A 14452-nucleotide genomic window follows, 5' to 3' on the forward strand; every position below is an offset into this window, starting at 1 on the left:
TCCCCACGCGTCGCCCTGTAGTGAGCGCGCGTGCTTGAACCAGCAAGCCTTAAGGAACGGATACGCGAAGAGGCCGAAAGGCTCGGATTCGTGTCCTGCGGCTTTGCCCGCGCCGACGCGGTGCCCGAAGCGGGCGAGCGCCTGCACGCCTGGCTCGCCGAAGGGCGCCACGGCGCGATGGGCTGGATGGAGGAGCGAGCCGGCCAGCGTGCCCACCCCCAGGCGCTGTGGCCCGACGCGAAAAGCGTGATCGCGCTGGCGATGAGCTATGCCCCGGCGGGCGATCCGCGCGCGCTGGAGGACGCCCCCGAACGCGGGCGGATCAGCGTTTATGCGCAGGGCGCCGACTATCACAAGACGGTGAAAAAGGCGCTGAAGGCGCTTGCCCGCTTCATCGTCGATGCCGTTCCAAGCGAACTCAAGGTGTTCGTCGACACCGCCCCGGTGATGGAGAAACCCTTAAGCGCGGCGGCCGGGATCGGCTGGCAGGGCAAGCACACCAACCTCCTCTCGCGCACGCACGGCAATTGGCTGTTCCTCGGCGTCATCTTCACCGAACTCGAGCTCGCGCCCGACGAACCGGCCCGCGATCATTGCGGGAGCTGCACACGCTGCATGGTGGCCTGTCCCACGGGCGCGATCGACGGGCCGCGGCGGATCGATGCGCGGCGCTGCATCTCCTACCTGACGATCGAACACGCCGGCCCGATCCCGCTCGAATTTCGCGAAGCGATGGGCAATCGCATCTACGGCTGCGACGATTGCCTCGCCGCCTGTCCGTGGAACCGCTTTGCGAGCCAGGCGCAGGCCAATCGTGCGTTCCTGCCGCGCGCAGAACTCGTCGCTCCCGAACTTGGCGACCTCCTGGCGCTCGACGATGCCAGCTTCCGCGAGATGTTCTCGGGCAGTCCGATCAAGCGGATCGGGGTGAAGCGCTTCCTGCGCAACTGCCTGATCGCGGCGGGGAACAGCGGCCGGCCGGGCCTGCTCGGCCGGATCGAGGCGCTGCGGGACGATTCCGATCCCGTCGTCGCGGAAGCGGCCGAATGGGCGGCCTACCGGCTGAGCGAGGCGATACAGCCCTCGACCGCCACGGCTTCGCCCGAGCCCGGCCGGCGGGTATCGACGTGCAGCACGCTCGCCGCGCCGGTCCCGCGTTCGGGCGGATAGAGATAGGCATCGAGGACGCAGGTCGCGTTCTGCCATTGAAGCTTGAGGCCGGTGCCTTCGCGCACGCGAAACGGCGCCGGTCCGAAGCGCTGGAGCAGGTCGGCTTCGCTCAGCCCCGACAGGTTGCTGCGCACCTCGATCGGGGCCGGGCGGCTCGGCTGGGGCGCGGGAGCTTGCTGCGGGGCGGTGGCGCAGGCCGCGACGGCAAGGGCGGCGAACGGAAACAAACGGCGCATCGCGCGGCTTTGTCAGCAGTGGCGGGCGGGCGCAACGCTTTCCCAATCGCCTCCCACCAGCTACGGGCGCGCCTTTCCGTCAACCGCCAGGAATTTTCATGACCACTCCCCGCTACGACGTGCTTGCGATCGGCAACGCCATTGTCGACGTGATCGCCGATGCCGACGACGCCTTCCTGCAGGCGCAGGGCCTCGACAAGGCGAGCATGCGGTTGATCGACGAGGCGGAGGCCGAGCGGCTCTACGCGCTGATGGGCCCGGGCCGCGAGGCGAGCGGCGGGTCGGCCGGCAACACCGCCGCCGGGCTTGCCGCGCTGGGGATCAGCACCGCCTTCATCGGCCAGGTCGCCAACGACCAGCTCGGCGGGATTTTCGCCCACGACATCCGCAGCCTCGGCGTCGCCTTCGACACCCCCGCCCGCGGCGATGTCGGCGCCACCGCGCGCTGCCTGATCCTGGTCACCGCCGACGCGCAGCGGACCATGAACACCTTCCTTGGGGCAGCGCAGCAGCTGTCGCCCGACGCAATCGACCTCGATGCGGTGCGCGACGCGGGCATCCTCTATCTCGAGGGCTATCTGTGGGACCCCGAAGTGCCGCGCGCCGCGATGGAAGCCGCGATCGCCGCCGCGCGCGAGGCCGGACGCAAGGTCGCCTTTACCCTCAGCGACACCTTCTGCGTCGACCGCCACCGCGACGGTTTCCACCGCCTGCTTGAAGAAAAGAAGGTCGACATCCTGTTCGCCAACGAGGCCGAGCTGCTGGCGATGACCGGCGAAACCGACTTCGAGACCGCGCTCGTCGCGCTTGCCGCCAAGGTCCCGGTTCTCGCCGTTACCCGCAGCGAGGCCGGTGCGGTGGCGGTGGCCGGCTCCGAGCGCGCCTCGGTCCCGGCCGAACCGATCGAGCGCCTCGTCGACACCACCGGCGCGGGCGACCTGTTCGCGTCCGGCTTCCTCGCCGGACAGGCCCGCGGGCTCGGGCTCGAAGCCTCGCTCCGCCTCGGCGCGATCGCGGCGGCCGAAGTGATTCAGCATTATGGAGCGCGCCCCGAAGCCGACCTCAAGGCACTGGCAGGCGACCTCCTCTAGGGTTCGCCCACCGCCGAACAAGAAAGGGGCCGGTGCATCGCTGCACCGGCCCCTTTTCCTTTGGGCGTCGTCCCCGCTCAGTCGCGGGTGACGGTGCCACCGTCCGGGTTATCCTCCGGGAAGTAGGGCATTTCGCCGTCGGCGGTGACCGCATGGCCCTTGCCGAGCTCCGAATTATGCATGCCGTAGACGAAATAGAGCGCCGTCATGCCGAGCATGTACCAGACGAAGAACATCAGCACGTTCCACGGAACGGTGGTGATCAGGTACAGGCAGGACAGGATGCCGAGCACCGGCAGCACCGGATAGAGCGGCACCTTGAACCCGCGCGGCAGTTCCGGCGCCGAACGGCGGAGGTAGATGACCGACAGGCAGACGATGGCAAAGGCCGCCAGCGTTCCGACCGAGGTCATGTCGCCCAGCACGTTGATGTCGAAGAAGCCGGCGGCGACGGCGGTGATGATGCCGACCAGGATGGTGTTGATGTACGGCGTCTTGAAGCGCGGATGGACCGTCGCGAACACCTTCGGCAGCAGGCCGTCGCGGGCCATGGTGTAGAAGATGCGGGTCTGCGCGTACATCAGCACCAGCACGACCGAGGTCAGGCCGATGATCGCGCCGACCTTGATGATCTTGGCCAGCCAGCTCCAGGTCGGGCCGAAATTGTCGACGACCACCGCGACGGGATCCGGCACATTTAGCGAGGCATAAGGCACCAGTAGCGTCATGATTGCGGCAACCAGCATGTAGATGACGGTGCAGACGATCAGGCTGCCGATGATGCCGAAGGGCATGTCGCGCTTCGGATCCTTGGCTTCCTGCCCGGCGGTCGAGACCGCTTCGAAGCCGATATAGGCGAAGAAGACGATGGACGCGGCACGCATGATGCCGTCGACGCCGAACTGCCCCGGCCCGGTGTTTTCCGGGATGAAGGGGGTCCAGTTCTTGGCGACCAGCTCACCGAAGTTCGACAGGACGATCAGGCCGCCGACGACGATGAAGGCGACCAGCACGCTGACCTTGATCGCGACGATGGCGTTGTTGACCTTCGCCGATTCCGACACGCCGACGACCAGCAGCACCGACAGGGCAAGACAGATCAGGAAGGCGGGAAGGTTGAACAGCGTGGTGATCTGCGCGCCGTTGACCAGCACCGGCACGCCTTCCTTCATCAGCGTATAGCCGGCGGGACCGGTGAACTGCGGCGGGATGACGAGCCCGAAGTCGGCCAGCAGGCTGACGACATAGCCGCCCCAGCCGACCGCGACGACCGACGCCGCGAGACCATATTCGAGCAGCAGCAGCGCGCCCATGATCCACGCCACGAACTCACCAAGCGTGGTGTAGCCGTAGGTGTAGGCGGAGCCGGACACCGGCAGGGTCGAGGAAAGCTCGGCATAGCAAAGGCCGGCGAAGGCACAGACGATGCCCGCCACCACGAACGACAGCAGCACCGCCGGACCGGCGTGGAGCGCCGCGGCGCTGCCGGTGCGGACGAAGATGCCCGCGCCGATGATGCAGCCGACGCCAAGCAGCAGCAGGTTCCACTTGCCAAGCGTGCGCTTGAGCTCGCTCGACGCGGATTCCTGCTGGACCTGGGCAATGGATTTGCGGGCAAACATTCGCCCGATCAGTGACTTCTTTGGCGCGGCACTAGCCATCAAGGCTCCCCCGAAAACTTGAGAATGTGAAATCGGCGCGGAGCCTAGCGGTTCATTCGGGCCGTGCAATCCCTCTGTCACATGCCCGCCACAGGGGCGACGCCTTAGCGCGCAAGCATTGGCCCAAGCGGCTGGCCGCCGAAGATGTGCACGTGAAGGTGCGGCACTTCCTGCCCGGCGCGCTTTCCGGTGTTGGCAAGCAGGCGATATCCCTGCGGCTCGGCCCCGACGATCCGCGCGGTTTCGCCCACCGCCCGGACGAAACCGGCGATTTCGGCGTCGGACGCATTGGCCGAGAAATCCTCCCAGCTGACATAGGCGCCCTTGGGGATCACCAGCACGTGCACCGCGCTTACGGGATTGATGTCGTGGAAGGCGAGCGCATGCTCGGTCTCGAACACGGTCTTGGCCGGCAGCTCCCCGCGCAGGATGCGGGCGAAGATGTTCGTTTCGTCATACGGCTGCTTGTGATCAATTGGCATGGACGCGTTTCCCGGTTGACCCTGTTCGGAGCCTCGCTACCAGTTCGGGACATGGCCGACGATAGCCCAGAAAGCCTGATTCCCTACGACGAGATCGTGCAGGAAGCCCTGCGCGATGTGGTCGGACGGGTGCTGTCCTCGGTCGAGAAAGGCGGCTCGCTGCCCGGCGGGCACCATTTCTACATCACCTTCCGGACCCGGATGCCGGGGGTCGAAATCCCCAAGCATCTCGCGCAGCGTTTCCCGGACGAGATGACGATCGTCATCCAGCATCGCTACTGGGACCTCCACGTCGCGCCCGACCATTTCACCGTTGGACTGAGCTTCGGCGGCGTTCCAGCGACGCTCCGCGTCCCGTTCGCCTCGGTGACAGACTTCGTCGACCCGGCGGTCGATTTCAGCCTCAAGTTCCAGGCCAATGGCGCCGAAAATGACGGGGCCGAGGATCATGACGACGCCGAGAATGACGCGCCGGCCGTGGTCCCGGTCGAGGACGGCTCCAACGTCGTCTCGGTGGACTTCACCCGCAAGAAATAGAGCCGCGATCGTCATTGCGGGCGAAGCGAAGCAATCCACTGGTTCGTGCAATGGTTGCTTCGCCGTTTCGCTCCTCCCAAGGACGCGCGCAAACGTCAGACGAGGATTTGCATGACCGACACCCGCACCGAAACCGACAGCTTCGGCCCGATCGAAGTTCCCGCCGACTGCTATTGGGGCGCGCAGACCCAGCGGTCGCTTGGCAACTTCCCGTTCGGCGAACGCGAGCGGATGCCGATCCGGCTGGTCCACGCGCAGGCGATCGTGAAGCAGGCGGCGGCGCGGGTGAACCGCAAGCACGGCCTCGACGCCAGGCTTGCGGACGCGATGGAAAGCGCTGCCTCGGCGATCATCGCGGGCGCCCACGACGACCAGTTCCCGCTCACCATCTGGCAGACCGGCAGCGGCACCCAGACCAATATGAACGTCAACGAGGTGATCGCGGGCATCGCCAACGAGGCGCTCGGGTCCGGCAAGGGCGGCAAGAGCCCGGTCCATCCCAACGACCACGTCAACAAGTCGCAGAGCAGCAACGACAGCTTCCCGACCGCGCTCCACGTCGCGGCGGTGCTCAGCGCCGAACAGCAGCTCTATCCCGCGCTCGACCGGCTGACCGCCGCGCTCGACGCCAAGGCGCGCGAATGGGACTCGATCGTCAAGATCGGCCGCACCCACACGCAGGACGCGACCCCGCTGACGCTCGGCCAGGAATTTTCCGGCTATGCCGCGCAGCTGGTCAATTGCCGCAAGCGGATCGAAGGTGCGCTCGAAGGCAACCTTCGCAAGCTCGCGATCGGCGGCACCGCGGTCGGCACCGGCCTCAACGCACCGGCCGGCTGGTCCGACGACATGTGCCAGGCGATCAGCGACATTGCCGGCAGCCGGTTCGAGCCCGCGCCCAACAAGTTCGCCGAAATGGCGGCGCGTGATGGCCTCGTCTTCTTCCATGGCGCGCTGGCGACGCTGGCCGTCGCGCTGACCAAGATCGGCAACGACATCCGCTTCCTCGGCTCGGGTCCGCGCTCGGGCCTTGGCGAACTCAGCCTGCCCGAGAACGAGCCGGGCAGCTCGATCATGCCGGGCAAGGTCAACCCGACCCAGGTCGAAAGCCTGACGATGGTCTGCGCGCAGGTGATCGGCAACGGCCAGGCGGTGACCGTCGGCGGCATGCAGGGCCATTTCGAACTCAACGTGTTCATGCCGCTGATCGGGTCGAACGTGCTGCGCTCGGTCGAACTGCTGTCGATCGCGATGGTCAGTTTCGCCGAACGCTGCGTCGAGGGGATGACCGCCAACGAGGATCATATCGCCGAACTGGTCGGGCGCAGCCTGATGCTGGTCACCGCGCTGGCGCCCGAGATCGGCTACGACAATGCCGCGAGCATCGCCAAATACGCCCACAAGAAGCGGCTGACGCTGAAGGAAGCAGGGCTGGAACTCGGCCTGGTCGACGCCGAAACCTTCGACCGCGTCGTCCGCCCGGAAGCGATGATCGGGCGCTAGGCTCGCATTTCGTCATTGCGAGCATGACGAAGCAATCCACGGCCAGCGCCAGTGGATTGCTTCGTCGCGTCCGCTCCTCTCCAGACGACTGACAAACGCCCCCGCGAGTCGCCCGATTGACTCCGTTCGCTGACTCGCGCGAATAAGAACAAAAGCAGAACAAGAGCGTTGCGAGTCGTGTGGAACGAGGTCTTCATCTCGTCGCCGGCGGGGGTCCCCGTGCGGCTGGAGAAAACTGTGCACCGGCAGATGCCGTGGTACGGTTCCCTTCCCGTGCGGCGCACGATGCCGCGCTTTCACCTGCGCAGCCGACCCTCTCCGAACTCTTTCCTTCCTCGCCCCGCGATGCCGGCTGGACCGGCTTCGTGCTCCGTCATCTCGACACGCCCAAGCCCTTGCTGTGGGTGCAGGAACGCATGGCCATCCTCGAAGGCGGGCGGGTCCATGCGGCCGGGCTCGGGCCCGCCGGGCGGCAGCTCATCCATGTCGAGGCGCGTGATTCGAGGGCCGCGCTGTGGGCGATGGAGGAGGGCCTTCGATGCGAGGGCCTAGGCGGCGTGATCGGCGAACTGTGGGGCGATCCGCAGGCGCTCGACTTCACCGCGACGCGGCGGCTGGCGGTCGCGGCGGAGCGGTTCGGGGTCGCCTGCTGGCTGATCCGCCTGGCTGGCGCGGCCAACCTGTCCGGCGCGCGCGAACGCTGGCGGCTGGCAAGCGCGCCGAGCCTGGCCCATCCCTTCGACCCCAAGGCCCCGGGCACCCCGCGCTGGACCGCCGAGCTGTTCCGCTCGCGCTTGCGGCACCCCGGTTCGTGGGTGGTCGGCGATGAGCCGGCGGATCTGCTCCCTGTGGCTCCCCAACCTGGCGATCGAGCGCTGGGCCAATGGGAGCGCCGCGCCTGAGGCCTGTCCTGAGCAGCGTCGAAGGGAAGCGCTCGCCCGGCCGCTGGTCCTCACCGTCGAGGGCCGCCACGGCCAGCTGATCCACGCCGTCACTCCCGCCGCAGCCGGGCGCGGGGCAGCGCCCGGTGCCCGGCTGGCCGACGCCCGCGCGCTCGATCCCGCGCTGGAGGCCGAGGCGGCGGACGTCGCCGGCGAAGCGGCCTGGCTCCGCGCGGCCGCGCGCTGGGCCAGCCGCTGGTCGCCGCTGGTCGAGGTCGACGGCGCCGACGCGCTGTGGCTCGACGTGACCGGCGTCGCGCACCTGTTCGGGGGCGAGGCCGCGCTTCTTGCCGACATCGAGGCGCGCTTTGCCGCGATGGCGGTCAGCACCCGCGCGGCGATTGCGCCCACCGCCGGGGCCGCCTGGGCACTGGCGCGCTATGGCCGCGGCGCGCGTCTCGCCAGCCCGGACGAGCTTGCCCGGATACTTGCGCCGCTCCCGGTCGCCGCGCTGCGCCTGTCGCCGCAAGCCACCCACATGCTGGTTCGCCTCGGCCTGAAGCAGGTCGGCGACCTTGCCGGCGTGCCCCGCAAGTCGCTCGCCCGGCGCTTTCCCAAGGACGAGCATCCCCTCGACGCGCTCGATCGCGCATTGGGCCGCAAGCCCGAGCCGCTGACCCCGCTCCCCGACGATCCCCCGCCCCGCGCGCTGCTCCCGATCAAGGAGCCGGTGGTGCATCCCGAAGCCCCGGCCGAGGCGCTTCGACAGCTCGTCCCCCGCCTCGCCGACGAACTGGAACGGCGCAAGCTCGGCGCCCGCCACCTCCTCCTCACCGCCTTCCGCGTCGACGGCAGCGTGGGCGAGGTCCAGGTCGCGACCTCGATCCCCTCACGTGAACCGGGACATCTCCACCGCCTCCTGTCCGGAGTTCTCGAACGGCAAGGGATCGACCCCGGGTTCGGGATCGACGCCTTCGCGCTGGAGGTGCGCTGGTGGGAAGGGCTCGATTCCGCGCAAGAGGCCCTGCTCGGAACTCCGTCGGGCGAGGTGGCGGTGGCGGCGCTGATCGACCGGCTGAGCGTTCGGCTGGGTGCGGCCAGGGTGCGGCGGCCGGTGGCGGTGCAAAGCCACCTTCCCGAGCGCGCGGCCGGCTGGACCCAAGGGATCGATGCGCCGCCGGCCGCCGCCGCCGACACCCATCCGCAGGCCGACGATCCGACCCGCCTGCTCGATTCACCGGAGGAAATCGCGGTCCTCTACGCCACGCCCGAGGGCCTTCCGCGACGCTTCGTGTGGCGGCGCAAGGTGCACGACATCGCCCGCGCGCAAGGGCCGCGGCGGGTCTCGCCCGAATGGTGGCGCGAACGGTCGAGCGCCCGGCTGCGCGACTATTACAAGGTCGAGGACGCGGCGGGCGTGCGCTTCTGGATCTTCCGCGAAGGCGTGGTCGGCGACGGCCGCGGCGGGGCGCCCGCCTGGTTCGTCCACGGGCTGTTCGCATGAGGCCGGACCATGCCTGAACAGGAAGGCTATGCCCGCCGCCGGCTGGAACTGCGCGACGGCCCGCTCCCGCCGATCCCCAAGGCGCCGTTCGTCGAACTGGGCATCGCCACGCCCTTCTCCTTCCTGCGCGGCGCGTCCGACGCGCTGGAACTGATCCCGCGCGCGATGGAACTCGGCATGGACGCGATCGGGGTCGCCGACCGCAACACGCTGGCGGGCGTGGTCCGGGTCCACAGCAATGCCACGACGGCGGGGCTGAAGCCACTGATCGGCTGCCGGCTGGTGGTGAGGATTGGGGAGGAGAGCCAGAGCAACATCCACCCGCTCGTTCGTACTGAGCGGAGCGAAGCGCAGTCGAGGGACCTCGCGCCCGCGCCCTTCGACGGCGCGCCTGCGGCGCTCCGCTCAGGACGAACAAGCGGCGGGCAAGGCGACGAGGAGCAAATCGAACTCCTCGCCTATCCCATCGACCGCGAAGGCTATGCCCGCCTCTCGCGCCTGCTCAGCCTCGGCCAGGGTCGCGCGATCAAGGGGGAGTGCGATCTGCACCTCGACGATGTCGCCGCCTATGCGGAGGGCATCGCCTTCATCGCCTGGCCGGGCGAGGACCTCGACCGGTTCGAGGCGCAGCTGCCGGCGATCCGCGCCGCCATCCCTGCGCTCCGCCACATCGCCGCAAGCCACCTCTATCGCGGCGACGACCTTGCCCGGATCGAGCGGCTCGACCGGCTGGCGCAAGGCTTCGGCGGTACCATCCTCGCCTCCAACGACGTCCATTATCACACGCCCGCCAAGCGCCCGTTGCAGGACGTCCTCACCTGCATCCGCGAAAAGACCACGCTCAAGGAGGCCGGTTTCCGCCTCCACGCCAATGGCGAACGCCACCTCAAGGGCCCGGAGGAAATGGCGCGGCTGTTCGAACGCTGGCCGCACGCGATTTCCGCGACCCGCGACTTTGCCGACGCGCTCCATTTCAGCCTCGATGAACTGCGCTACGAATATCCGCGCGAAAGCGTGCCCGAGGATTTGAGCCCCCAGGCCCACCTCGAGGTGCTGACCTGGGCCGGCGCGGAGGAGCGCTATCCCGGCGGCATACCCGACAAGGTCGCGAGCCAGCTCCGCCACGAACTGCAGCTGATCGAGAAGCTGGATTTCGCCCGCTACTTCCTGACGGTCCATTCGATCGTCGCCTTCGCGCGGGGCTGCGAACCGCCGATCCTGTGCCAGGGCCGCGGCTCGGCTGCCAACAGCGCGGTCTGCTATTGCCTGCAGATCACCGCGGTCGATCCCGCCGACACCGACCTCCTGTTCGAACGCTTCATCTCCGAAGAGCGCAAGGAGCCGCCCGACATCGACGTCGATTTCGAGCATGAACGGCGCGAGGAGGTGATCCAGCACATCTACGAGAAATATGGCCGCGACCGCGCCGGCCTGTGCGCCACCGTCATCCACTATCGCCCGCGATCCGCGATCCGCGAGGTCGGCAAGGTGATGGGCCTCAGCGAGGATATTTGCGCGGCGATCGCGGGCACCATCTGGGGCTGGGGCGAGGACGTCACCGAAACCCACGTGGCTGAAGCCGGGCTCGACCTCACCGACCCCCACCTTGCCCGCACGATCAAGCTCGCCGAGCAGTTGATTGGCATGCCGCGCCACCTGTCGCAGCACGTCGGCGGCTTCATCCTGACCGAACGGCCGCTGATCGAGACCGTGCCGGTCGGCAATGGCGCGATGCCCGACCGCACCTTCATCGAATGGGACAAGGACGACATCGAGGAGCTTGGAATCCTCAAGATCGACGTCCTCGCGCTCGGCATGCTGACTTGCATCCGCAAATGCTTCGGGCTGATCGACGAGGTGCATGGGGTGAAGCTCGACCTCGCCACCGTCCCGCGCGAGGAACCCCGCGTCTACGACATGCTGTGCAAGGGCGATTCGCTGGGCGTGTTCCAGATCGAAAGCCGGGCGCAGATGAACATGCTCCCGCGCTTGAAGCCGCGCTGCTTCTACGACCTGGTGATCGAGGTGGCGATCGTCCGCCCCGGCCCGATCCAGGGCGACATGGTCCACCCTTTCCTCAAGCGGCGGCAGGGGAAGGAGCCGGTCGAATATCCCCGGCCCTCGGCCGATCACGGCCCGCCCGACGAACTGGAGCGGATCCTCAAGCGCACGCTTGGCGTGCCGGTGTTCCAGGAACAGGCGATGAAGATCGCGCTGGACGCGGCGAAGTTCAGCAGCGCCGAAGCCAACCAGCTGCGCAAGGCGATGGCCACTTTCCGCAGCCGCGGGACCATCGACCTCCTCCAGGACAAGATGGTCGAGCGGATGGTGGGCCGCGGCTACGAGCGCGAGTTCGCCGAACGCTGCTTCCACCAGATCCGCGGCTTTGGCGAATATGGCTTCCCCGAAAGCCACGCCGCGAGCTTCGCGCACCTGGTCTATGTCTCGAGCTGGCTGCGCTGGCGCTACCCTGCGGCATTCGCGGCGGCGCTGCTCAACAGCCAGCCGATGGGCTTCTACGCCCCCGCGCAGATCGTGAAGGACGCCCAGCTCCACGGGGTCGAGGTGCGCGCGGTCGACGTCAACGAGAGCGGATGGGATTGTTCGCTGGAGCGCCAGCGTCCTTCGACGGCGCTGCGCTCCGCTCAGGACGAACGAGAGGGAGCCTCGGAACCCACCCTCGTTGGTCCTGAGCGAAGTCGAAGGACGCAGGACCAGTCCCCCGTCAGTCCCAAGCACCCCAACCTCGCCCGTCCCGAGCACCCCAATCCCGTTCGTGCCGATCACCCCAATCCCGTTCGTCCTGAGCGAAGTCGAAGGACGCAGGACCAGTCCCCCGTTCGTGCCGAGCGAAGTCGAGGCACCCACCCCCTGACGTCGCTCGGGGCTGACGGGGTCGCCCTCCGCCTCGGCCTCCGCCAGGTCGAAGGCCTCCGCGCCATGGACGCCGCCCGGGTCGTCGCCTCCGCACCCTACCGCAGCGTCGAGGACCTCCACCGCCGCGGCGGCGTCCCGCCCCACGCCATCGTCCGCCTGGCCGAAGCCGACTGCTTCCGTTCGATCGGTCTCGATCGCCGCCAGGCGTTGTGGGACGCCCGCGCGCTGCGGGCGGTGCCCGAACTGCCATTGTTCGCCGCGGCGCGCACCCGGGAGGAAGGGGAGGAACGGGAAAAGGCGGTGCTGCCGGCCATGCCGCTCGCCGAACATGTGGTCAGCGACTACCAGACCGTGCGGCTCAGCCTGAAGGCGCATCCGATGCAGTTCCTGCGCGACCATTATGCCGGCCGCGGGTTCGTCCGCGCCGCTGACCTGCGCTCCATCCGCTACGGCAAGCGGGTCAGCCTCGCGGGCCTTGTGCTGATCCGCCAGCGGCCGGGAAGCGCCAAGGGGGTGTGCTTCATCACGCTGGAGGATGAGACCGGGACCGCCAACCTGGTGGTGTGGCCCGATGCCTTCGCCGCGCAGCGCAAGGTGGTGATGGGCGCGCGGCTGATGGTGGTGCACGGCCTCGTCCAGCATGACGAGGCGGTCTGCCACCTCATCGCCAGCCGCCTGGAGGACGACAGCGCGCGTCTTCGCACCCTCAACGACGGGCAGGCGCTCGACCCCCGGGTCGGCCGCGGTGACGGGGCGGGGCCAAGCCGCCCGCCCATGGCCCGCCACCCGCGCGACGCCGAGGTCATCCCCAAGGCGCGGATCATCAACTGCCCGACCCACTGAACGCCAGCGCGCTCGTCATTGCGGGCGGTCGTCTAAGGCCTTGCAAAGTAGGATTTGCCCTGATTGGATGAATGGGCGGCCAGGTGGGCCGCACGGAGGGGAAGACAGGCGGGTTACAGGGGGCTGACCGTGTCAACTTCGACAACTTCGCGTCGCTTTTGCCCCATTCTTGCCACTGTTGAGCAAGCTTGAGGCAAGACTCCAGCGGTTAAACAACAGCTTATGCGCGCATTGATTCTCTCCCTTTCCGCCAGCCTGGCGCTGGCCCTCCCGGCAGCCGCCTCGGCCAGCCCGCTCGAGGGGCTGTGGACCAATCCCAAGCGGTCGGTGGTCGTCCGGATCGCGCCCTGCGGCCCGGCCTGGTGCGGCGAGGTGGTGAAGGCGAACGCGCGCGAGGAGGCCAAGGCCGCCCGCTACGGCGTCGACGACCTCGAGGGCGAGACGATGCTGACCGGCCTGCGCACCGCCGGCGCCGGGCGCTGGAAGGGGCAGGTGTTCGTGCCCAAGCTCGGCCGCAAGGTCGCCAGCACCGTCACCATGCCGACCCGCAACCAGATCAAGGTGTCGGGCTGCTTTGCCATGGTGATCTGCAAGACCCAGCTGTGGACGCGGGTCGGCTAAGCCAGGGCTTCACCTGGACTTTCCTTGGCGCCACCACGCCGCTAGCGGCAGGGCATGACCAAGCCCACCATCCTCGTCACCGGCGGTGCCGGTTACATCGGCAGCCACGCGGTCCTTGCCCTGCACGACGCCGGCTGGCCCGTGGTGGTCGCCGACAACCTCTCCAACGGCCGCCGCGAAGCGGTGCCCGAAGGCGTCCCGCTGATCGAGGTGGATGTCGGCGACGCCCCGGCGATGGAGCGCCTGCTCGCTGATCACCCGATCACCGCGATCATGCATTTCGCCGGCTCGATCGTGGTGCCCGAAAGCGTCACCGACCCGCATTATTATTACCGCAACAACACCGTCGCCAGCCACGCGCTGATGGGCGCGGCGATGAAGGCGGGGGTCAGGCACATCCTCTTCTCCTCCACCGCCGCCGCTTACGGCGCGCCCGAGAAGGTGCCGCTCGACGAGGACAGCGCGACCCGCCCGATCAACCCTTATGGCTGGTCCAAGCTGATGACCGAGCAGATGCTGCGCGATGTCGCCGCGACCGGCGCGTTCAACTATGGCGTGCTGCGCTACTTCAACGTCGCCGGCGCTGATCCCGAAGGTCGTTCGGGCCAGGCCAGCAAGGGCGCGACCCACCTGCTCAAGGTCGCGTGCGAGGCGGCGGTCGGCAAGCGGACCCATGTTGACGTGTTCGGGACCGATTATCCGACCCCCGACGGCACCTGCATCCGCGACTATATCCACGTGTCCGACCTTGCCAGCGCCCATGTGCTGGCGCTGGAGGCATTGATCGCCAACCCCTCCGAGAGCTTCACGCTCAATTGCGGCTATGGTCAGGGCACGTCGGTGCTGGAGATGCTCGACGCGCTCGACGCGGTGAACGGAACTCCGGTCAAGCGGGTGCTAGGCGAACGGCGCGCGGGCGATCCGCCGCAACTGGTCGCGTCCAACCGCCGGTTGGTCGAACGGCTTGGCTGGCAGCCGCGGTTCGCCGATACCGCGACGATCATCCGGAGCGCGCTCGAATGGGAGCGACGCCTCCCCAGCTGATT

The 14452-nt window shown here is 68.2% G+C and carries 12 protein-coding genes; 9 read left to right on the forward strand and 3 right to left on the reverse strand.

Translation table 11 applies throughout. The features are described from left to right. The first annotated feature begins 30 nt into the window (after nt 1-30). A complete protein-coding gene (gene queG / locus ABD729_RS03585; RefSeq protein ID WP_344708779.1) occupies nt 31-1170 on the forward strand; it encodes a tRNA epoxyqueuosine(34) reductase QueG in 1140 nt (379 codons plus the stop codon). Here the strand turns inward: queG and ABD729_RS03590 are convergent. Beyond that, a complete protein-coding gene (locus ABD729_RS03590; RefSeq protein WP_344708780.1) occupies nt 1056-1406 on the reverse strand; it encodes a hypothetical protein in 351 nt (116 codons plus the stop codon). The two genes, queG and ABD729_RS03590, sit on opposite strands and share 115 nt — an antisense overlap. A gap of 98 nt (nt 1407-1504) precedes the next feature. Between ABD729_RS03590 and ABD729_RS03595 the strand changes: the two genes are divergently transcribed. Then, nucleotides 1505-2497, forward strand: coding sequence for an adenosine kinase (locus ABD729_RS03595; RefSeq protein WP_344708781.1), 993 nt, complete (start codon nt 1505-1507; stop codon nt 2495-2497). Between the two features lie 77 nt (nt 2498-2574). Here the strand turns inward: ABD729_RS03595 and ABD729_RS03600 are convergent, their stop codons facing one another. Together ABD729_RS03600 and ABD729_RS03605 are read right to left on the reverse strand one after the other, a co-directional pair. Continuing rightward, nucleotides 2575-4119 (reverse strand): amino acid permease, encoded by a 1545-nt coding sequence (locus ABD729_RS03600; protein ID WP_344708782.1) that lies wholly within the window; start codon nt 4117-4119, stop codon nt 2575-2577. A 143-nt stretch (nt 4120-4262) separates the two neighbouring features. Further along, nucleotides 4263-4640 (reverse strand): HIT domain-containing protein, encoded by a 378-nt coding sequence (locus ABD729_RS03605; RefSeq protein ID WP_344708783.1) that lies wholly within the window; start codon nt 4638-4640, stop codon nt 4263-4265. Nucleotides 4641-4691: 51 nt separating this feature from the next. Here ABD729_RS03605 and ABD729_RS03610 point away from each other — a divergent pair, with 51 nt between their 5' ends. The 7 genes from ABD729_RS03610 to galE all read left to right on the forward strand — a co-directional run bounded on the left by ABD729_RS03610 (nt 4692) and on the right by galE (nt 14450). After that, nucleotides 4692-5177, forward strand: coding sequence for an SspB family protein (locus tag ABD729_RS03610; RefSeq protein WP_344708784.1), 486 nt, complete (start codon nt 4692-4694; stop codon nt 5175-5177). Between the two features lie 111 nt (nt 5178-5288). Continuing rightward, the gene (gene fumC, locus ABD729_RS03615; RefSeq protein ID WP_344708786.1) at nt 5289-6680 is read left to right on the forward strand and encodes a class II fumarate hydratase; all 1392 of its coding nucleotides are present in this window, start codon (nt 5289-5291) and stop codon (nt 6678-6680) included. A gap of 254 nt (nt 6681-6934) precedes the next feature. Then, complete coding sequence (locus tag ABD729_RS03620) at nt 6935-7582, forward strand: ImuA family protein (protein WP_344708787.1); 648 nt, start codon at nt 6935-6937, stop codon at nt 7580-7582. Further along, nucleotides 7506-9065 carry a Y-family DNA polymerase gene (locus ABD729_RS03625; protein ID WP_344708788.1) on the forward strand — a complete coding sequence of 520 codons (1560 nt, stop codon included), beginning with the start codon at nt 7506-7508 and terminating at the stop codon, nt 9063-9065. The genes ABD729_RS03620 and ABD729_RS03625 overlap by 77 nt, the downstream gene beginning before the upstream one ends. A gap of 9 nt (nt 9066-9074) precedes the next feature. Next, nucleotides 9075-12785, forward strand: a complete 3711-nt coding sequence (locus ABD729_RS03630; protein WP_344708789.1) for an error-prone DNA polymerase — start codon at nt 9075-9077, stop codon at nt 12783-12785. 222 nt (nt 12786-13007) lie between these two features. Further along, the gene (locus tag ABD729_RS03635) at nt 13008-13406 is read left to right on the forward strand and encodes a DUF2147 domain-containing protein (protein WP_344708790.1); all 399 of its coding nucleotides are present in this window, start codon (nt 13008-13010) and stop codon (nt 13404-13406) included. Between the two features lie 54 nt (nt 13407-13460). Next, entirely contained in the window at nt 13461-14450 is a 990-nt protein-coding gene (gene galE, locus ABD729_RS03640; protein ID WP_344708791.1) for a UDP-glucose 4-epimerase GalE, read from the forward strand. Nucleotides 14451-14452: the final 2 nt, after the last annotated feature.

This window comes from Sphingomonas humi, from assembly GCF_039536725.1.
Classification (GTDB): Bacteria; Pseudomonadota; Alphaproteobacteria; order Sphingomonadales; family Sphingomonadaceae; genus Sphingomicrobium; species Sphingomicrobium humi.